Source organism: Paraprevotella xylaniphila YIT 11841 (assembly GCF_000205165.1).
GTDB classification, from domain to species: domain Bacteria; phylum Bacteroidota; class Bacteroidia; order Bacteroidales; family Bacteroidaceae; genus Paraprevotella; species Paraprevotella xylaniphila.
The window spans coordinates 20,105-42,767 of record NZ_GL883891.1; the positions used below are offsets into that span (position 1 = coordinate 20,105).

The 22,663-nt window shown below is 48.6% G+C and carries 9 protein-coding genes; 6 read left to right on the top strand and 3 right to left on the bottom strand.

Features of this window, described 5'->3' with window-relative positions; translation table 11 throughout:
* Nucleotides 1-9: 9 nt before the first annotated feature.
* Nucleotides 10-1,776, top strand: a complete 1,767-nt coding sequence (locus HMPREF9442_RS15155) for a RagB/SusD family nutrient uptake outer membrane protein (RefSeq protein ID WP_253271130.1) — start codon at nucleotides 10-12, stop codon at nucleotides 1,774-1,776.
* 474 nt (nucleotides 1,777-2,250) lie between these two features.
* On the opposite strand, the gene HMPREF9442_RS15160 is transcribed toward HMPREF9442_RS15155, so the two are convergent.
* Nucleotides 2,251-5,769, bottom strand: coding sequence for a hypothetical protein (locus HMPREF9442_RS15160; protein WP_253271131.1), 3,519 nt, complete (start codon nucleotides 5,767-5,769; stop codon nucleotides 2,251-2,253).
* Between the two features lie 332 nt (nucleotides 5,770-6,101).
* Here HMPREF9442_RS15160 and HMPREF9442_RS15165 point away from each other — a divergent pair, with 332 nt between their 5' ends.
* On the top strand, nucleotides 6,102-10,085 hold the full coding sequence (locus tag HMPREF9442_RS15165) for a hybrid sensor histidine kinase/response regulator transcription factor (RefSeq protein ID WP_008630347.1): 3,984 nt from the start codon (nucleotides 6,102-6,104) through the stop codon (nucleotides 10,083-10,085).
* A 178-nt stretch (nucleotides 10,086-10,263) separates the two neighbouring features.
* The gene (locus HMPREF9442_RS15170) at nucleotides 10,264-13,884 is read left to right on the top strand and encodes a family 43 glycosylhydrolase (protein WP_040603283.1); all 3,621 of its coding nucleotides are present in this window, start codon (nucleotides 10,264-10,266) and stop codon (nucleotides 13,882-13,884) included.
* A 312-nt stretch (nucleotides 13,885-14,196) separates the two neighbouring features.
* Here HMPREF9442_RS15170 and HMPREF9442_RS15175 read toward each other — a convergent pair whose 3' ends face one another.
* Both HMPREF9442_RS15175 and HMPREF9442_RS15180 read right to left on the bottom strand, forming a co-directional pair.
* Nucleotides 14,197-14,745, bottom strand: a complete 549-nt coding sequence (locus HMPREF9442_RS15175; RefSeq protein WP_008630351.1) for a 30S ribosomal protein S16 — start codon at nucleotides 14,743-14,745, stop codon at nucleotides 14,197-14,199.
* 129 nt (nucleotides 14,746-14,874) lie between these two features.
* On the bottom strand, nucleotides 14,875-16,854 hold the full coding sequence (locus HMPREF9442_RS15180; protein WP_008630352.1) for an OPT family oligopeptide transporter: 1,980 nt from the start codon (nucleotides 16,852-16,854) through the stop codon (nucleotides 14,875-14,877).
* Between the two features lie 160 nt (nucleotides 16,855-17,014).
* Between HMPREF9442_RS15180 and HMPREF9442_RS15185 the strand changes: the two genes are divergently transcribed.
* The 3 genes from HMPREF9442_RS15185 (at nucleotide 17,015) to HMPREF9442_RS15195 (ending at nucleotide 22,642) form a co-directional block, all read left to right on the top strand.
* Entirely contained in the window at nucleotides 17,015-19,585 is a 2,571-nt protein-coding gene (locus HMPREF9442_RS15185; RefSeq protein WP_008630354.1) for a DUF5686 and carboxypeptidase-like regulatory domain-containing protein, read from the top strand.
* 12 nt (nucleotides 19,586-19,597) lie between these two features.
* Nucleotides 19,598-20,869, top strand: coding sequence for a replication-associated recombination protein A (locus HMPREF9442_RS15190; RefSeq protein WP_008630356.1), 1,272 nt, complete (start codon nucleotides 19,598-19,600; stop codon nucleotides 20,867-20,869).
* 105 nt (nucleotides 20,870-20,974) lie between these two features.
* Nucleotides 20,975-22,642, top strand: coding sequence for a formate--tetrahydrofolate ligase (locus HMPREF9442_RS15195; RefSeq protein ID WP_008630359.1), 1,668 nt, complete (start codon nucleotides 20,975-20,977; stop codon nucleotides 22,640-22,642).
* The last annotated feature ends 21 nt before the right edge of the window (nucleotides 22,643-22,663 follow it).

A 22,663-nucleotide genomic window follows, 5' to 3' on the forward strand; every position in this document is an offset into this window, starting at 1 on the left:
ATCATGACGATGAAAACAAATATATACAGGTTAATGGGTTGCGGCGTGATGGCCGCAGCCGTATCGTCCGTTTCCCTTACGGGATGCCAGGACTTCTTTGAGCAGGATTCAGACCGCATTATCTTTGCCGACGGCGGCCACCTGAACAACCCGACGGATACGGTGTATTCCATGGTGGGAATCTTGCAGAAGATGCAGGCCCTTGCCGACCGTTCGGTCTTGTTGGGCGAGGTGCGTGGCGACTTGGTGGATGTCAACGAATACACTTCGGCGGACCTTCGCGATATCGCCTTGTTCGAGTTGGACGACAGTGCCAACGTGTACAACCAACCCCGCGACTATTACGCGGTCATCAATAACTGCAACTATTACATCGCACGTGCCGACACGGCCTTGAAAGACAACCGGAACGAAAAAGTCTTCATGCGTGAATACGCCGCAGCCAAGACCTTCCGTGCATGGACTTATTTGCAGTTGGTGTTGGCTTACGGCAAAGTGCCTTTCGTTACCGAACCCATCTTGCTGTCGGGCGATTTGGAGCGCGACTATCCGAAATTGGAAGTGAAGGACATCTGCGAATGGCTGATTTCCGACCTTGTCCCGGTGGCCGACGAGGACATCCCTTTGTTCAACGGGTTGAGCGTGGACAGCCGTTTGGCATACGTCCCGACCAAAATCATGTTGGGCGACTTGTGTTTGTGGGCTGGACGTTACCGTGAAGCCGCACAATGGTATTACCGTTATATCTCGATGCGCAACGGTGAGCAGTCTGCATACGCTTTGGGCACGAATGGTTCGTCTTGGAACCGGGATGAAAAGGATTATAAAAGTTGGAGCGACAGTTATAGTGGCATGCTTACGTCTGAAGGGTATGCCGCAGATGCGGAACTCATTTCGCTGATTGCTTGTCCAACGGGTATGGCGGAATTGAACTATAGCCAGTTGAGGAATATCTTCAATTCCACGAATGAGAATGCCTATCGGCCTGAACTGTCGCCCTCTGGGGCTTTGACCGATTTGTCGGAGTCGCAGGTTTATTGCAACTACTCCACGGCCAACGAGGTGACCTATGCTCCGGAGGAACTTCCGGACGGTCGTGGCGACCTGCGGTTGCCAAGCATCGTGCAGGAAGGTTCGGTAAACTATGACAATGCTTGGCGGCCCTCACAGACCGTTTTAAAATATTCATCGGCCAACGTGCGCATTTATCGCCGTGCCATGGTATACCTGAGGATGGCCGAAGCCTTGAACCGTGCCGGTTATCCTCGTTTCGCATACGAGATTTTGGCTGATGGCGTGAATGATTCCATCGTGCGTGCCCGTATACTCCCTTATTGTCCCACGTTGGAAGACAGCGCTTTCGTGCAAGGTTTCAGTTTTCCCGAAAACCGCTATGTCGTAAGATGCTTGGACACCAAAGCTACGGACATCAATACCATGGGACTGCACTCGCGCGGTTCCGGTTGGACGGAGTTCAACGAGCATTACGCCTTCCCCGTGGCGCCCGAGGGGGTGGCCGACACGCTCCAGTACCAGATGGAAAAGGTAGAGGACATGTTGGTGGACGAAGGGGCTTTGGAATTGGCCTTCGAAGGGCAACGTTTCTACGACCTGATGCGGGTGGCCCTGCGGCGCAATGATCCCGCTTATCTGGCAGAAAAGATATATGCCCGCCGGGGAGAAGACCGGAGAGGGGAGATGCGTTCGCTCATCAAAGCGCAACTGGCCGACAAGCATTCATGGTATTTGAGTTGGAGGGGACAAATCGGATACTAAGATTGTCAAAGAGTAACCTGCAAGGCGGAAAAGGACTGTGTTGCCTTTTCCGCTTCGTTTTTGCCTTTAATGCGATTTTGTTTTGATTTTTCTTTCCGAAAAGTACTCTCGGGCAGCTCATTCAAGAGGTTGTGTCTCCAATCTCAGGAGAACGGAAAATCAATCTCCTGAGATTGATTTTTCAATCGGCTGCAAGTGATTTTTCAGTCTGCGGAGAAAAATACTATATCTCTATCGCCTTTATAATTTGCTGATATGAAGTTGATTGTGTGTGTGCTTGTGATGGAGGTGTTTTGTTTCCAATGTTTCAGGTGGATTCTCTTTTGATGTACATGTTTTTGATATGGGATATCTTTATGTCGTATGTTGTTTTCATTGGCTCACAAAAGTGGGATAGGGGATGCAAGCAAACGAAAAAAGGAGCAGAACGTCATGTTCTGCTCCTCCTGTCATTTATAAGAGTTCATCGTTGGGTCATTTCACGATGGTTTTCTTTGTCGCGGTCGTACCGTCTTCCATCGTCTGGCGCAGGATGTTCACGCCCTTCTGCAAGCGCGGTAACTTGATGCCGTCCACGCTGTAGATTTCTTCTGACTTCACTTTGCCCGTGGCGAGGGTTTCGTCGATAGATTCTCCGTTGTCGAGCGACACGCAGGTCAGGCGCACGTTGTCGAACTTACACCAACCGCAGTTGTTCCAACCTTCTGGAGCGACCGTCCTCTTGTAGGTGTATTCCCAGTGTCCGTCGGTGCGTACGCCCAATTTCAAAGGTTCGTTGGCAGCGAGGTGCACTACGACTTCAAGGGTGTTAAGCGGACCTTTGTCCCCCATGTCGCCATTGTTCTTGCAATCTACTTCATCATATCCGCCGAACGTGCGTTCCACTTCGTAGGGATGCCCTTCCTCAAGCAAGTCGAGGTCGTATTCATCTTCCCAACCGTAATACATGGCTGCGTTGTTCACAAACAGGCGCTGTCCGGCCAGGCGGTAGTCGTCATTGTCGTTAGGTACGACCATGTCTACTGTTACTTTGTAGTAACCGGCAGGCAGGCCTTCTACGGTCTGGTACATATATACGTCGGGGAAGTCGCCGGACTGGAGGCAGAATCCATATTCTCCGTCCGTGCAATCCACATTCTTGTCGGGGCTTGTGAAATTGTTCAGCCCGGCAGCGTTCATGTCCTCAGCCTTCGTGCAGACGATGCTGTCTATCATGAAAGTCCAACCGAATGGCGCATTGTATACGGAGTTCACGCCTTCGCCCAATCCATATTGGTCTTCAAAGCTCGGGTTGACAAGGACATGCGTGAGGTCGTCGTTTGCCTTGATGCCCTTCTCTATTTTGGCGTTCCGGGCCAGTTCGAGGTATCGGGCGGCGATTTCGTCGATTTTCTCAGGGGTGAGTTCGTCGGATTCGTTCTGGTATCCGGCACTGTACGTGTCATAGAGGGCTTGAAGCTGTTGCCCTGATTCCGTGGCGGCTACACCTTCGTAGGCCAAGTCCTTGGCGGCCACTTCGTTGGCGTGTGCAAGGAGTTTGAACGATTCGATGCTTTCGTCTACGTTGCCGATAGCTTCGGTCAGAGTGGCGATTACGTCAATGCATTCGTCGAAGTCGGCTTCGGGGTCGTTTACGAGTTCTGTGCCACGGTTGTACGCCTCTGTCATTTGCTTTTTGATGGCTCCGTTCATCTTCTCGCCCAAATAAGGTTCTACCTTTTCCAACCATTGTTCGAGCAATGCGATGACTTTTTCCAAGTCCTTGCCCACGTAAGTCAGCGTGAAGTTGTCATAGCATCCCCACCTCGCGAATTGGTCACCATAATTTCGTATGCCGAATGTCAGTTTACCGTCGATGACAAAAGCTTGTACGGTGTTCTTGAAATAGCCCTTGTCGAAGTATTGCCGGGCACCGCTTTCGGTATTCGGCATCATGACACCGGATTTCGTTCCCTGACGGATATCCCAGGACGCAGTGAATTCATCACCAGTGAAGGCATCTTGGAACGAATGTTTTATTTTGTGTTCGCCGTCATTCAGGAAGATGTATGAAGACACGGTGCTAATCAGGCTGTCTCCTTTGCCGATGGACCATAAGGAGTCCATTTTCTCGAAGTTCCAATCCGCACGTTGGAAAGCTTGCACGCTCAATTCGTATACACCGTTCGGCATGCCCAACAGCGTTTGGTTGATTTCACCCGTCTGCCCGTCTCCTATGGTAAGCAAGTCGTTGCTGAGGCCGAGTTTTTCGGCATCGAAGTCGGTGATAGTCCATCCGTTCACGCCGTCCGTAAACGATGGGTTGGTGATGAATTCCGTCACGTTGGTTCCTTCACCGATGAGCGAGTGTTGGGCTGATTGGGTCAGTAAGTCCATTTTGGAGATAATCTCTCCCAACTCCTCTGTGGTGTAAGGATATTCAATCAGTATGGTTTCGATGTCGATTTCGGCCATGTAGTCACTCAAGGCCATGATGTCGTCATTCACTTCACCTTCCAAGGTGTTCAATATGCTGTCGGCTACTTCGTAGGTACGTTGCAACGTGCCGTATGCCATACCGTTTTCTTCGGCTGCTTTGATGGCTTCGTTCAATTCTTCGGCCTTGTTGGTCATGTCTGCCACGTTGCCACCGTTGGCGATATAATTTTCAGCTTCGGCTATTACTTTGTCCAAACGGTCCCGATAGGTCTGGTTCATGCCGTTATTTACGGCTTTGGCCTTATCTACAATGACCTGTAGCTCGTCCTTGATGGCATCTTTGCCATAATAGGAAAGTTTGAGGTTGCCTAACACGAACCAGTTGGCAGTGGAGTTCTGCATTTCCACGCCGGTTTCCAGCTTTCCGTCTGTGACGAAGAATGTGATGGAGGTCGATGCGGATCCCCAACGGCTTCCGGAGGAGAGGTTTACAGAACTGGTGCCCAAAGAAGTAATGGCATACAGGGTATTGCCGGTCACGGAATAGTCTTCGGGGTCTTTCCCGTCGGATTCGGGATTAGACGGATTCTGGTCTATGCAGATGTAATCCACCTTCAATTCATACTTGCCGTTCGGCACATCAACCAGGCTTTGGTAAATCTTGGCATCCGTGAAGCCGGTATCGTCAAAGGCCCAACGCCCCAAGTTTGTGTTAGTGTTGTTCAAATTGTCGGCACCGTAGGTGAATGAATTTGCCGGTTCCTGTGTCCAACCCGGAATATCGCTGCTGCCGACTTCGAAGTTATCCTCGAATTTGTAGTTTTCAAGCAGGTCAGACAAGTCCACGGGCTTGTCGTAAGTGGCATGTTCGATTTCGTATTCGCGGATTTTGGTTTTCAGGTCTGTGGTGGCAGCTTCCAAATCTTCATTGGTGCTAGCAGCGTTATTATAGACATTCAGGGCTGACGTGATGTCAAGGCCATAATCCTGTGCCTTGGCCATGGCATCGCTGAGGGACTTTAGGTTGTAGAAATGAAGGTACTCCGTTTCGCCGACGAATTTCCATGCTAGCCCGTACGTGTCTTCGTACGCGTCGATTAAGGGATAAATGACATCAGTCCCGTCGTTTTTCCATCCCATCCACATGTCGGGGAAATAATCTTCGCCGTAGTTCTCGTCCGCTTTGTCTGGCCGGATGTAGTAAGTACCATCACCTTGTGGCTCGATGTTCCAATTCAGATGGGTACGGCCTGCTTCCCCTCCTGCTTTGGAAGTCTGGTTGTCCTCATAGTAGATGTAGGTGTAGGTTACTCCTTCATCAGCTGTTGTACCTAACAGATAGGTGTTGTTTGTACTGGAGGTGATGTACAAAGGCAACCCTGCATCCGTGACAACGGTTGTTTGGGTAGAGTTGGCATTAAGGAAACCGTTGGCCTTGACATTGTAGGCATACTGTGTTTCCCCTGTTTTCAGCTCTTGGCCGGTTATGGTCGGCGGAGTCCATGACGCGGCTGCCGCACCTATCGGGCTGAGCAGCGTAGCAAACAGCAACGTAACGTAATGCTTGTTTTTCATGTCGTTGAATAATTTAATATGTGAAACAATAAAAACTATGCCGTGATTGATTCTCAATCCGGACAAGGCAAAAGTATAAGTTTTGAATGCAAAAGCCTTCAATTTATGTCGCATGAATTTTGCTTGATGTCGCAAGGTTTGTCATAGAGGAGACAGATGCCGTTTTTTCTATCTTACTATATAATACAAAATACAATTGTATTTCCAATAAGACGAGTAGTGTTTTAGAAAGTTTTATGTAATTTCGTACCGATTTTAAATATCATGAACACATGCGAGCAAGAAAAACATGGCACGTTTCGTTTGCCTTCTACTTTATTTTGTTGTGCTACATGGTTGTCGCTTCCGAGATAAAGGGACAAGAAGGGCGTTTGTTTACTTCTGATACACAGTTGTCAAGTAGTTTGGTGAACCAAGTATACCAAGATAAGAATGGTTTTATTTGGATAGCTACCCGGAATGGCTTTGACCGTTACGACGGCTCCCAGTTTCAAACCTTTCATAAGACGCGGAAGCCGGGTTCGATGCTTTCCGAGCATGTAACCTGCGTGTTGGAAGACGCAGCCGGACATTTGTTGGTTGGTATGGACAAAGGGTTACAGGCTTACGATGAGGACACCGGACGGTTTCGGACTATACCTTTTATAAATAAGGAAGACACCTTAAAGGCATGCCATGTCATGTCTATATTACAAGTACGCAATGGGGATGTATGGGTAAGCACTTCGGGATTCGGCATGTATGTGATTCCATCGGGTAAGGATGAGGCGCATTACACTTTGATGTTTGAAGGAGACAATAATGTGGAGGATATGGTGGAAGCGTCCGATGGCTCCGTTTGGTTGGCCGTGACGAATTACGGGATCTACTGCCGGAAAGATGGAAAAGTCAGCCGTTATCTTTGCGAGAAGGCATCTGTCTTGGGGCGTTGTTGCTTGGCTTTCGACAGTGAAGGACATCTTTTCATGGGATCGGCTTCCGAAGGATTATTTGTTTTCGACAATTCATCTGACGCTTTCTCGCCCGTAGCCGGAACAGGCCATTTGAATGTCTCTGTCCTTTGTCCGTTGTCGGACGGGAGGGTTATGTTGGGTACGGACGGAGAAGGGGCTATGGTTTATCGGTTTGGAGAACGTTCGCCGCAACCCTGTGATTACTTTCACGCACAAGTGGATTTGGAACACGCCAAGATAAGCAGTATATTGGAAGACCGCGACGGTAACATTTGGTTGGGGCTATTTCAGAAAGGGGTTTTCATGCAACCACATCAGGATAGCGGCTTCAGCTATGTGGGCTATAAGTCCGGGCGATATGATATCATAGGCTCAGCCTGTGTGATGTCCGTTTATGCTGGAAAGGATTGTACGTTATGGGTCGGTACGGATAACGATGGCCTTTACGCTTTGGACATGAAATCATATGCGGTTAGCCATTATTCCTCTGACACCGGAGGTCTGCCCGCCACAATCACCAGTATCGTGGAAGATAAGGATGGCAAGTTGTGGTTAGGCTCTTATTGGGGGGGAGCCGGATGGTTAGATAGACAAACGGGACAATTCAACCGTCTTCCGTTTACTTGTAGGGGAATGGCCGTGCATGTGTTCCGCCTGTTGGCTGATGCGGAAGATAATTTATGGATTGCCACTTTAGGTGACGGGCTGAAGAAATATAATTTGAAGACACATGAACTGACAGAGTACAAAGTACAGCCGGAGGCGTTTGAGCCGAAAGGCAATTCTTTGACGAACATGTGGGTCAACGATTTGTGCCTGTCTGAAGACGGACGGCGGCTTTATATTTGCATGAGCAGTGGGTTGGCTTGCTTGGACTTGAAGCATGATGACTTTGTTTCCACGTTCGGACGTAATTGTATCCTGACGGAGCAGCCTGTGCATACGGTAGTTGAGGATTCGAAAGGCCAACTATGGGTGGGCACGCATGACGGGATTTTTGTATTGGACAGCCATGGGCGCATGAAACGGCACTACACTACCGATGACGGCTTGCCGGACAATTATATAGCTTCCATGCGGTTCGATATCCAAAATAATATATGGATAAGTACCTTCCATGGTTTGTCCATGTTGGATTTGAAGCGGGGTAGTTTTACCAATTATTATGCGAGTCACGGATTACAAGGAAATGAGTTTAGCGAACGGGCATCCTGCGGATGGGACAGCCTGATGGTTTTCGGTGGAAACTGCGGACTGACATTCTTCTCGCCCGAAACCGTGTGCCGTGCCGGTAAGCGTCCTTGCCTGCAGATAGTAGAAATGCGCATAGGAGATGAGGAAGTGAAGACAGATACAAAATCGGGATTCTTCAAGGTGACGAGTCGCCCCGTAATGGAATCCAACTTGTTTGAAGTGTGCCATGAGGACAATACTTTTTCCATACGTTTTTCAACGATGTCGTATAACATGCCGGATGGAGTGCAATATTTGTATTCCATAGACAACGAACCTTACGTGGCTATGGTTGGTTCGTCAGGTATACTGACTTTGAACCATTTGCCATCCGGGACTTATAAAATCCGAGTAAAGGCAATCGTTAATGGCCTGGAGTCTGATGTCAAAGCTTTTACCGTAATTGTCCGTTCTCCGTGGTACGCTAGCTTGCCGGCGTTTATCCTTTACTTTTTAATAGTGATTTTCCTTGTCATGAGATTCATTCACGGTCGTCGTTTACGGGAACAGGCTCGCTTGCGTTTGCAAGAACATATACATGCAGAGCAGTTGAACGAAATGAAGTTGCAATTCTTTATGAACCTCAATCATGAAATTCGTACTCCTATGACTCTGATTGTAGGGCCTTTGCAACATCTTATTAATACAGACTTCGATGAAATAAGGCAAAGGTCTTACCGTATGATGAACCGCAATGCAGAACGTATCTTAGCTCTTGTCAATCAAATTTTGGATTTGCGTAAAATAGATAAAGGACAGATGATGATGAAGATGCAACCTGTGAATCTGGTAGATTTTACACGAGATGTTTATGAACTCTTCGACAGTAAAGCACGCGAAAAAGAAATCCACTTTCATTTTGAATACGATGCAGATAACATAGAAGTATGGTTGGATAAAAAGAACTTTGATAAGGTAATCATGAATCTTTTGTCCAACGCATTTAAATTCACGCCTTCCAAAGGGAATATCGGTATCCGGTTGAAGCAAGGTGGACGTGAGGTGTCGATGGAAGTTTGGGACGATGGCTTGACGATAGAACCCGACAAGATGGATAAGGTTTTCCAACGCTTCTATCAGGCTGACAATACGGCCAATTACAATATTCCAGGAAGCGGGATAGGGTTGAACCTCACGAAGCAACTTGTCACTCTGCATCATGGTGAGATTTCGGTGTACAACAATGCGGACGGGAAAGGATGTACGTTTAAAGTCGCATTGCCTGTCGGCAGTGCCCATCTCAAACCCGAAGAGCTTTTGCAGACGCCCATAGAAGAAACGACGGAAGAATCAATTCTGAAAATAGAAGAAGCTTCTGCCGTAACCGAAGGAAATAAGGAGGAGAACAAAAACAAGCATCGCAAACGTATTGTTATCGCGGAAGATGATGATGAAATACGAAGTTATCTGGTGGAGGAGCTGAGAAAACATTATTACGTCGTGCCTTGTCACAATGGGAAGGAAGCATTGAGTGAAGTTTTACGGACTCCTCCGAGTTTGGTCTTGAGCGATGTGATGATGCCGGAAATGGATGGTTATACGCTTTGTGCCAAAATAAAGACCAACATTAATGTGAATTTTATACCAGTGGTATTGCTTACGGCCAAATCCCATGAAAAAGACAAAATAGAGGGATTGAGTACCGGTGCTGATTCTTATATTGAAAAGCCTTTTAATATCAAGGTGTTGGAATATACCATACGTAACTTGATAGCTTCGTATGATATTCTTCGTAACAAAGTAGAGGGTAAAGAAATGCCGGAAGAAAACATAGATGTGGTCGTATCCAAATCAGCCGATGACAAGCTCTTGGAGCGCGTATTGCAGATTATCAATGGGAATATCAGTAATCCTTACCTGAGTGTGGAACTTATTGCGCGGGAGGTGGGCATCAGCCGTGCGCACTTGCACCGTAAAATGAAAGAATTGACCAATCAAGGGCCACGAGACCTTGTGCGTAACATACGCCTTAAGAAAGCTGCAGGCCTATTGGCTTCGGGGCATCGTAATATTACTGAAGTTATGTATGCCTGTGGGTTTGAGAACGCCGCATCTTTCTCCATCAAATTCAAAGCTTTGTATGGGATGTCTCCTATGGTTTACATGAAGGAACATTTAGCTAAGAAATGAGGAAATAGTCCTTTTTTTATATATTTTGATACATGGCGTAAAATATCGGTAACACAGCCGTATGGTTGTGTCACCGATATTTTTCATCTTTGCAAAAGAGCACAATAGATTTTTTGTAAATGTGTAAATTGAAAAAGGAATGTGATTTAGAAATGAAAATCCTTAAATTAGATTAGTTATGCGAAGAATGAAAAACTTTATGTTTTCCGGACTGCTGTTGGCGGCAGTTTCGGTGAGCGCAGAAGTTCCTCCGTCCATTCATGTAGACGGGAAGAATTTGACAGACACCCATGGCAACAAAGTGGTGTTGCACGGCGTGATGGATACGCCAAGCCCTTATTTTAATAATTACCGTTGGGGGAATGCTGCCAACGATGCTACCAAAAAAGACTGCATCGAGTATTTCGACAAGCTCTTCACGGCTATTACGGATTCCACGCAGGGAGCCTATTGCAATGTGTTCCGGCTTCATTTGGATCCTTGTTGGACGAATGATCCTAACCTTCCCGTTACGGGAGAAGAAACCGGCGAGGCCAATATCTCGCAATTCAGTGAGAAACGGCTTCGCACGTATCTGTCCACGCTCTATTGGAAAATCATAGAAAAGGCATTGGACCATGGGCTTTATGTAGTCGTGCGTCCTCCCGGCGTATGCCCCGGTGGCATCAAAGTAGACGGGTACTATCAGGACTACCTGCTGAAGGTGTGGGACATCGTTTCGAGCAATACCAACATCAAGAAACATAGCGGGCAGGTGTCCATTGAATTGGCCAACGAACCGGTGAACATTTACGATGCCGACAGTTTGGAAAGCGCACGCGCCCCGTATGATTTCTTCCAACCCATCGTGGACAAGATACGTGCCAACGGTTTCGACGGTATCATTTGGGTGCCCGGGACGGGATGGCAGAGCAATTACACTTGTTATAAGAGCAATCCCATCGAAGGCTATAATATAGGCTACGCTGTGCATGCCTACGTGGGATGGTATAATAACAGCGACGAGAATGCCAATGGGGAAACGTTCATCCAAGAGTTCGGAAAGGCGGTGCCGGTAGTAAATACGAACCCCGTCATTATCACCGAAGTCGATTGGAGTCCGGAGAAAGAAGGAGAAGGGCACTATGACGAGCACGGTAACTGGGTTCCAGCCAACTGGGGAACATGGGCCACTGGGTCTACTTCCAAATGGGGCAACGCTTATAAGGCCGTACTCGACCATTACGGGAACGTCAGCATGACACTTTCCGGAACGGCGTGCTACATCGACATCGATAAATATCTGGCAGATGGTACGGTGGCCCCGGCCTTTGAAGGTAACCCCGAAGCTTGCGGAAAGGCCACTTTCGACTGGTACGCCGATTATGCCAAGGTGGATTTCGCGCGTCCGGACTTTACAAACGTGTCTACCAACCAGACTACGGACGGCAAGAAGTTCATCAATCCCGTATTGGCTTCGGATTTCCCGGATCCGGACGTGGCACGCTTGGGCGACACCTATTATATGGTATCGACCACCATGCATCTCTTCCCCGGTGCCACGATTCTGAAATCATATGATTTGGTCAATTGGGAGTATTGCGCACAACCGTTGGAACAGCTTTCCACCGCAGACAAGTACAGCCTTATCGGCGGAAAGGACTCATACGCCCAAGGGATGTGGGCCGCAGCACTGACAGCCCACGAAGGCAAGCTTTATTTGCTTATCAATGGCAATGACGCAGGAGGTTACATGCTTTCTACCGACGACCCGGAAGGAGCATGGCAAATGCAGAAATTGGAACGGAGTTATTATGACCCGGGGTTGCTTTTTGAAGGTGATAAGGTGTATGTGGCCTGCGGCATCGGTAACATCGACATCTGTGAATTGGACAAGAATCTGAAATTCAAGAAGTCGACCACAGTGCTGAGGGACAAGCCCGGATTGGAAGGCAGCCACCTTTATAAAATAGGGGATTATTATTACATCTATGCCACGTATGGCGGATGGCCGTCTGGGCAAGCCATATTCCGCTCCAAGGACATCACCGGACCGTATGAGGAGAAGATGCTCATAGAGAAGACCATCAACGGGCAGCCCAATACCGTACATCAAGGAGCGTTGGTAGAGACACCGACTGGAGAATGGTGGACGATGCTGATGGAGGACAAAGGTGCCATCGGGCGCTTGCCGAGCCTGCATCCTGTGGCATGGGCCGACGGTTGGCCTACGGTGGCCAAGGACGGGGTTCCCCAACTGGCTTATACCAAGCCAGATGTCGGGACGACTTATCAGGAAAAGATACTCCCTACCAATGACAATTTCCGGCAATATTCCCTTGGCATGCAGTGGCAGTGGAACCATAATCCCGACGATGGCAAGTGGAGCCTGTTCGAGCGTCCGGGATTCCTTCGCCTGTACACCGCGTCGGTGACCGACGACCTGATGCAGGCACGCAATACCCTGACGCAACGCATCTTCGCCTTCCACAACACGAAAAGCCCATATGGGTTGGATACGTCGCGTCCTTCCATTGGTACGGTCGCGCTGAACTTAAAGCACATGCAAGAAGGTGACATGGCCGGTCTGACCATACAACAAGACCCGTACGCTTATATCGCAGTCCACGTGAAAGACGGCAAGAAACAACTCATCTGGGGACAGGATACGTTGAGAACGGTAGACGGTTTCGAGCCGGCTGCGGTCACGGAAACCTCCGTGTCCATCGACACAGTGGTTTATCTGCGCGCGCAATTCGATTGCGGCACCGGCAAGGCACGGTTCTTCTATAGCACAGATAACAAGGAGTATGTGCAGTTGGGCAGTGAGACGACATTCCGATTTAACCTTTCCGTATTCGTCGGTGCCCGTTTCGGCATATTCAATTATGCCACGCAAGCGTTGGGCGGTTATGTGGACGTAGACTGGTTTACCACGGAAGAGCAGTTTGAGGAAAATACTTATTTCGACCCGGATTTTGAGGGCTATAGTGAAGATATGCTCACCATGCAGTCACTTTCCGTAAGGCCGGAAATGGAAGTAATGATTGGCCAAAGCGAGGTATTAGAGTTGATGGCTACCTTTAAGGACGGTCATACAGAAAATGTGGCGGCCAAAGCCAAGTATGAGGTTTCCGACCCGGAAGTGCTGTCGCTTTCGAGCGGTATGGTCGTGGGGAAGAAAGATGGACGGGTAGCGGTGAAAGCCACTTACACAGACCCGATGGGGAATACGCTGACGGCTTCGTTTACGGCCTCTTCCACGTTCTTCCCTTGGGCGGATGAATATATCAATAAGACGCTTTTCGGAGAGGGTACATACTTGGAGCAGACTCATGCCTTCTTTCCTGGTGTGAACGGACAAATGGGTTGGGTATACGAGAATGGTGCTGATATGAGCGGTTATAAGTATTTGGTATTCAAGTTGGACAAAGTACAGAAAGTCAATGCAGCCATTAACATTTATCCGCAGAACAGCATTTGGGGAAACTGTTATAGCAAACCTATCGGGGATGCCACGATGGTGGTCATACCGCTTCAGGAGATAGAATATACCAGTGGGGATGCCATCGGTGAACCCGTCAACACGGCCAATATCATGATTGTGGCTTTGTATGCGGGAAACGGTGGAGTCATAGATGTGTCTGATGCTTATCTGACCAACAATGACGATTATTCCCCCGAGGGCGTTTCAGTTGGTTCCATCCATATAAGGCCGACGGAAACGGATGGTCCGGTTTATAACCTGCAAGGCATGCGTGTGGACCGGATGACGAAAGGTGTATATATCCAAAACGGCAAGAAGATATTGGTGAAGTGATTGTTCCTGTCCAAGCGGGCAAAGGACGGCTTTCCTCGTGGAGGCCGTCCTTTTGATTGCATGAACGAAATAAAGTGTAAATATATATTAATCTTATAACAGCCTATCAATGAATCGGTTGTTAATATTTAGACTACGTGAAATCGTTTGGCGCAGATTGAAAAATCGTTTGCAGCCAGATGAAAAATCATTTGGCGTAGAATGAAAATCCGTTTGGCGCAGTATGGAAAAACGAATATAAAAGGAATAAGGCGAACCCGCAGGTTCGCCTTATTCGTTGTTTGTTTGAAAGAAGTATTTAATAGAAGTTGTTTATGCTTCGGCAGGAGTTTCTGTGGTTCCTTCTGCGGGAGCATCAGCAGGAGCTTGTGCAGCTTCAGCTTCAGCCTTTGCGGCAGCCTCGGCAGCTTTCTTCTCTGCTACTTTCTTAGCGATCTCTTCATTGACTTTCTTCTCGGCTTGCAGGCGTGCTTCAGCGGCAGCCTTCTTTTCAGCGGCTTTCTTGGCCTCGAAAGCTTCTAAGCCCTTCTGCTTGTCGTTTTTCCAAGCTTCGAATTTTGCTTGTGCGGCAGCTTCATCAAAAGCACCCTTCTTCACACCGCCACGGAGGTGTTTCATCATGTATACACCTTCTTTTGACAGGATGTTGCGAACCGTGTCGGTAGGCTGTGCACCTACTTCCACCCAATAAAGAGCGCGATCGAATTTCAAATCTACAGTGGCGGGATTGGTGTTCGGGTTGTACGTACCAATCTTTTCTGTAAACTTACCATCACGTGGTGCTCTTACGTCTGCAATAACGATGCTGTAGAAGGCGTAGCCCTTACGTCCGTTACGCTGCAATCTAATTTTTGTTGCCATAATTAATGTTTTGTTTTTAATATAGGTTTGAAATATGCCGTTAACTCGTAACGGCGGCGCAAAGTTACACTTTTTCTCCGACTTGCCAAAGGTTACCCCTTGTTTTTTAGGCGTTTTTTCTCTTCTCCGTTATTTCTTGATGCGCATGCTCGCCTTTATCATATATATAATAAGGAGAACATACATCAGCAGGGAGAGCCATTCGCTGGCCGGATTGGCCCACCAAGCGGAATAGTCGAACGAGATTCCTCCGAAACGCAGGGCTGCGCTGACTACGCCCATCAAGGCTCCTCCGGCAATGAATCCGGAAGCGATGAGCGTGCCTTTCTCGCCCCGTTCCTTGTTGGTTTGCTCTTTGTTGCTCCGTGTGGTGACATACCAGTTGATGAGGCCGCCGACCAACAACGGCAAGTTCAGTTCGAGCGGAATGAACATGCCCAAAGCGAAGGCAAGGGCCGAAACATTGAAAAGTGTGAGCAGGATGGCGATAGCCGCACCGATGCCGTAAAGCAGCCAGGGGGCACCCGCACCGCTCATCAGCGGTTCGATGACGGCAGCCATGGCATTGGCTTGAGGTGCGGCAAGTTGTCCGCTTGTGAATCCGTAAGTGTCGTTCAATATCATGATGACTCCGGCCACTGTGGCGGCAGACACAAGGGTACCTAAGAACTTGAACGTCTCTTGTTTCTTGGGTGTGCTACCCAACCAGTAGCCTATTTTCAAGTCGGTGATAAAGCTTCCGGCCGTAGAGAGCGCGGTGCAGACCACGCCGCCCATAATCAGTGCAGCCACCATGCCTGCCGGGCCTTTCAGGCCGACGCCCACCATGATGACAGAAGCCAGGATGAGGGTCATCAGCGTCATGCCGGACACGGGGTTGCTGCCGACAATCGCAATGGCGTTGGCCGCGACCGTAGTGAAGAGGAAGGCAATGACGGCTACGAGAATCACACCGGTGAGCGTGAAGAGCAGGTTGCCTTCCATGACCCCGAAATAGAAAAATAAAAGGATGGCTATCAAAGTCAGGAGGGAGCCGATGGCTATGATTTTCATAGGCAAATCCTTTTGTGTCCGGGGAACGGCCGTGTCGCTCTTCCCCTTGCCCTTCATTTCTTGTGCAGCCAGACCCACAGCCCCCATGATGATTTTGCGGCTTTTGAAAATGCCGATGATACCGGCCATGGCGATACCGCCGATACCGATGCTTTTGGCATATTGGAAGATTTGTTCGGCACTGGCTTGGGAGGCTGTGACGGAAGAACTGCCGGCACTCACGACGAGGTCGGGGAACAACCATGAAATGGCCGGAACGATGACCCACCATACGGCCACGGAACCGCAACAAATGATGAGGGCGTATTTCAAGCCCACGATGTATCCCATGCCTAGCACGGCCGCCCCCGTATTGATTTTAAAAACGAGTTTGGTCTTGTCCGCCAACACTTGCCCCCATTCCAGACAACGTGACGTGACGCTCTCGTTCCACCAACCTACGGTGGCGATGATGAAATCGTAAATGCCGCCTACGACTCCGGCCACGAGGAGCGGTAAAGCCTGGTTGCCACCTTTTTCCCCGGAAACCAATACCTGCGTGGAGGCCGTGGCTTCGGGAAAAGGATATTTGCCGTGCATGTCTTTCACGAAATACTTGCGGAAAGGGATGAGGAAAAGGATGCCCAAGACTCCTCCCAACACGGAGGCGACGAACACTTCCATGAAGTTCACCGTCATTTCCGGATATTTGTCTTGCAGGATATAGAGGGCGGGCAAGGTGAATATGGCTCCGGCCACAATCATGCCGGAACATGCCCCGATGCTCTGGATGATGACGTTCTCTCCCAACGCCCCTTTCCGGTGGGTGGCTCCCGTCACGCCTATCGCGATAATCGTGATGGGGATGGCCGCTTCGAACACTTGTCCTACTTTCAGTCCTAAATAGGCTGATGCCGCCGAAAAGATTACGGCCATGAGCATGCCCCACAATACCGACCATACCGTCACTTCCTTATACGTGTGGTCTGGTGACATCAGAGGTGCGTACTGTTCGCCTTTTTTGAGTTCCCGGAAGGCGTTTTCCGGCATTCCCGTCTGTTGCTTTGCGTTTTCCATTCAATCGTTGTTTTTATGAAATTTTATAATTGGAAGCAAAGATATATATTTCATGGCAGAATGCACTTTCTTCTTTTGTAGAAATTCTTTAAATAGTTTAATTTATAATGTGAATCCCTCGCTATTCACTAATTTTGCAATTCAATTTAAAAGAAATCGCATGCTGCTGAAGCTTTATCATAGATACGTATCGTTGTTTTTAGTCTTGATGTGCTTTGTCCCGCATTCCTTGAATGCACAGGTTCGGGGACGGGTGACGGATGCCGACACGGGAGAACCTATCCCGGCGGTCAATGTGTACTACGGAAAACAAAAGACCGTGGGAACCACAACCAATGACAAAGGCAGGTATACATTGCAAGCACCGGATAAAGGGGACACCCTTGTGTTTTCTTATGTCGGCTACCAGACGTATAAGATATATATAAAGGCCGGAGAGAAAAAAACACTGAATGTCAAGCTTCAGGGGTTGGACAGGGAGTTGTCGGAATTATTGGTGAAACCGAAAAAAAGACGGTATAGCCGAAAAGACAATCCGGCGGTGGAGTTAATGCGGAAAGTGATAGCGGCCAAAGAAAAAAGTGATTTGAAACAGAACGACTATTACCGTTATGACAAGTATCAGCGTATCACATTCGGCTTCAACAATATCACGCAACATTTCATCGACAGCAGCTTTTTGCGCAAATTCCCCTTGTTGGTCAAACAGGTGGAATACTGTCCGCAGACCCAAACCAACATACTTCCCCTGACCTATAACGAGACTTCGTCGGAACATATATACAGGAAACAGCCGGAGGCGGAACGGAATTTTATCCGGGGAACAAATTCGGAGGGGGTGAACGAGCTGTTCGCTACGGGGGACATCGTGAACGTAGTCCTTCAGCGTTTCTTCGCCGACGTGAACATTTATGATAATTCGATCAATCTTTTGGAACGTTACTTCACCAGTCCCTTATCTTCTACCAATGCCATATCTTTCTATCAGTATTACATCATGGATACTCTGGACGTGGAAGGAGACAAGTGTATCGAATTGAGCTTCATTCCCCAAAATCCGCAGGACTTCGGTTTCTCGGGACGGTTATGGGTTTTGGACGACGGGACTTATCAGGTGAAACGTTGTCTGGTCAACCTGCCGCTCCGTTCAAGTGTGAACTTTATCAGCAATTTAGTGATAGAACAGGATTTCTCCACGCTCCCGAACGGCCAACGGGTATTGGTGAAGGACAATATGATTGCAGAACTGGGCGCATTGAAGAAATACCATAATATGATGGTCAAACGTACCACGGCTTATACAGGGTTCGACTTTGCCCCCATTTCCAGTGAGAGGTTCGACCAACGCGAACAGCCAAGGGAAGGTACACCGGTCATCAAAGACGAAAACTTCTGGGCACAGCACCGGACGGACACACTGACCCGTTCGGAAGCCGGCATGTCCACCATGGTACAGGATATGACCCGAAAAAAAGGCTTCGGTTGGATTATCTGGATTGTACGTGCCTTCGTGGAAAACTACGTGGAGACTTCGCCTCCGGGAAAAAAGAATTATGTGGATTTCGGACCAGTCAACACGGTCGTCTCGTCCAATTTCATAGACAAGGTGCGTTTCCGGGCCAGTGCGCAGACCACGGCCAATCTGAGTCCTCATCTCTTCCTGAAGGGATATGCTGCATACGGCGTACGGGACAAGAAATGGAAATATGAGGGAGAAGTGGAATATTCGTTCTTAAAAAAACAATATTCGCCGGAAGAGTTCCCGCGAAACTCGATAGCTGTCTCTACCCGTTATGACGTAATGGCTCCCTCCGATGCCATGTTACCTACGGACAAAGATAACGTGTTCACGTCGCTCAAGACGCAGACTATTGACCAAATGTCTTATTTCCGCCAATACAACATACGTTACGTGTATGAGTTCGACAATCATTTCGGGATTACGGCACAGTTGCGCCATATCACTCAAAACCCGACAGGCACGCTGTTCTATCGTACGGTAAGCGGGCAAACGGTGCCGGAACTGACGCAAAGCGAGGCGACGCTGAGTTTGCGTTACGCGCCGGGCGAAAAGGTGGTGGTCACGAAACAGAGGCGTCATCCGGTCAACCATAATTATCCTATTTACACGTTGATGCATACGACCGGGTTCAAAGATGTTTTGGGAGGGGACTATGCTTCCAACTACACGGAACTGTCGGTGACAAAGCGTTTTTGGCTGAACTCATGCGGGCGCATTGATATTTACGGCCGTGCGGGAGCGCAATGGAACAGGGTGCCGTTCCCGTTGTTGATTACGCCTGCGGCGAATAATTCGTATATCATACAGCGTGGCATGTTCAATATGATCAACAACATGGAGTTCATGAACGACCGTTTCGTTTCGTTGGACGTGCAATGGGATTTGAGCGGCAAGCTGTTCAACCGGATTCCCTTGCTCAAGCATCTGAAATGGCGTGAGGTGATAGGTTTCAAGACGCTTTACGGCACGTTGACGGACAAGAACAATCCGTTTAAACAAGGGAACCAAAGCGATTTGTTCGAGTTCCCGTCACGAAACGGACAACCGACCAGTTTCGTAATGGGGGATACTCCCTACATGGAACTGAATGTGGGCATTCACAATATCTTCAAGATACTTCGTGTAGACTACGTGCGCCGGTTGAATTATCTGAACGCACCCAATGCCAAGAAGAACGGCGTGAGATTTGTATTGCAGTTTGACTTTTAAGGAGGATTTGACATGGCAGCACCTTTGGCAGAAAGATTACGTCCGCAAACGTTGGACGATTACATCGGGCAAAAACATCTGGTCGGTCCGGATGCCGTTTTACGTAAGATGATAGATTCCGGACGGATTTCCTCATTTATTTTGTGGGGACCTCCGGGTGTGGGCAAAACGACCTTGGCGCAAATCATTGCCCATAAGCTCGAAACGCCGTTTTACACGCTGAGCGCGGTAACAAGCGGTGTGAAGGATGTCCGGGAAGTGATAGAAAAGGCACGGAACAATCGTTTTTTCACCCAGGCTAGTCCGATTCTTTTCATTGATGAAATCCATCGTTTTAGTAAATCCCAACAGGATTCCCTTCTGGGAGCTGTGGAGCAGGGGACAGTCACGTTGATTGGGGCCACGACGGAAAATCCGTCTTTCGAGGTCATACGCCCGCTTTTGTCCCGTTGCCAGTTATATGTCTTGAAAAGCCTTACGAAAGATGACCTGATGGAGTTGCTGCACAAGGCGGTGGAAAGAGATATCATACTGAAAACGAAACATATCGAATTTCGCGAAACGGATGCCATGCTCCGGTATAGCGGAGGAGACGCCCGCAAGCTGCTGAATATCCTTGAACTGGTGGTAGAGGCTGACGGAACGGACCAAGTGGTTATCACGGATGCTGTCGTAGCCGAAAGGCTTCAGCAAAACCCATTGGCATACGATAAGGGGGGAGAATTGCACTATGACATCATATCGGCTTTCATCAAAAGTATTCGGGGAAGCGACCCTGATGCCGCTCTGTATTGGTTGGCACGAATGATAGAAGGTGGGGAAGACCCCTCGTTTATCGCGCGGCGACTGGTCATTTCCGCTAGTGAAGACATAGGTTTGGCCAATCCGAATGCACTGCTTTTAGCCAATGCCGCTTTTGAAGCAGTCATGAAGATAGGATGGCCGGAAGGGCGTATCCCTTTGGCCGAGGCTACGGTCTATCTGGCAACCAGTCCGAAAAGCAACTCGGCTTATAAGGGTATCAATGATGCCTTGCAGCTCGTACGGCAAACCGGGAATTTGCCGGTGCCGTTGCACTTGCGCAATGCGCCTACCCGGCTTATGGAAGAGTTGGGATATGGTAAAGACTATAAGTATGCGCATGACTATCAGGGGCATTTCGTGGAACAGCAATTTTTACCCGACGACATTCGTGACAAAAGGATTTGGCATGCCCAAGGGAATGCGGCGGAAACCAAATTGCAGGAACGGATGCTGCATTTATGGAAAGACCGCTATAAATGATTTTTTGATGGAAGAATATCCTGCACAAATGCCGGTTTTGCATTAATTTTGCTAACTTTGTCTTTTCATTCTTAAATTGTTAAATAGAAAACGCTACAAATACAGATGAAAAGCGATATAGAAATTGCCCGCGAGTGCCGATTGAAGCCGATTGAAGACATTGCCCGCCAAGTACAGGTTCCTGTGGATGAATTGGAACATTATGGGAAATACATTGCCAAAGTACCGGAATCGCTGATTGACGAGAAAAAAGTAGAAAACAGTAATTTGATTTTGGTTACGGCCATTACTCCCACGAAGGCCGGTATAGGCAAGACTACCGTTTCGGTCGGTTTGGCTTTAGGACTTAGCTACATTGGGAAAAAGAACATCGTGGCTTTGAGGGAACCTTCTCTCGGCCCGTGTTTCGGTTTGAAAGGCGGTGCGGCAGGAGGTGGTTACGCCCAGATATTGCCGATGGACAAAATCAACTTGCATTTCACCGGGGATTTCCATGCCGTTACTTCGGCCCATAATATGATTGCCGCTTTGTTGGACAACTATATCTATCAGCATCGGGATGAAGGCTTTGCCATGAAAGAAATTTTATGGAAACGCGTGTTGGACATTAACGACCGGAACTTGCGTTATGTCGTAACCGGACTGGGAGCCAAGACGAACGGGGTCACGATGGAAAGCGGTTTCGATATTACTCCGGCATCCGAAATCATGGCGATTCTTTGCTTGTCGAAAGACGAACATGACCTGCGCCGCAGAATCGAGAACATATTATTGGGTACTACAATCGAGGGAAAACCGTTCCGTGTAAAAGACATGGGAGTGGCCGGAGCAATATGCGTGCTTTTAAAAGACGCCTTACATCCCAATTTGGTGCAAACCACGGAAAACACACCGGCTATCGTGCACGGAGGCCCTTTTGCCAACATCGCACACGGATGCAACTCCATATTGGCCACCAAACTGGCTATGACGTACGCAGATTATGTGGTGACGGAGGCCGGTTTCGGGGCTGATTTGGGAGCGGAAAAGTTTTTCAACATCAAATGCCGGAAATCTGGGCTAAATCCCAAGCTCACCATAATAGTCGCTACAACCCAAGGTCTGAAAATGCACGGCGGGGTAGCGTTGGAAGATATTAAAAAGCCTCATTCGGAAGGGTTGAAGAAAGGATTTGAGAATCTGGACAAGCATATCAGGAACATGCAGGCCTTCGGGCAGACCGTAGTGGTTTGTTTCAACCGTTATGCGACGGATGTGGATTCGGAAATAGACTTATGCCGCAAGCATTGTGAGGATATGGGAGTAGGCTTTGCCGTGAATAATGCTTTCTCGGAAGGTGGAAAGGGAGCTGTGGAGTTGGCCGAGCTTGTGGTTGAAACTATTGCCTGTCACCCATCCCGTCCGGTCGTGTTCTCCTATGCCGACTGTGATAATATCGAGACTAAAGCGGAAAATGTAGTTCGTCAAGTGTATGGAGCCGACGGGGTCGTTTTCTCGGCCGCAGCCCGTAAAATGTTGGAAAGAGTACGTCAGTTAGGTATAGAAAATTATCCAGTTTGCATAGCCAAGACGCAATATTCATTTTCCGCAGATGCCCATGCATACGGAGTGCCGCACGGATTTAAAGTGCAAATACGGGATATTGTAGTCAATTGCGGAGCCGAAATGATCGTACTGATAGCCGGAGATATATTGAGAATGCCCGGATTGCCGAAATCTCCCCAGGCGGAACGCATTGATTTAATCGACGGAAGAATAGAAGGGCTTTCTTGACATATTTAGGTGAACACCACG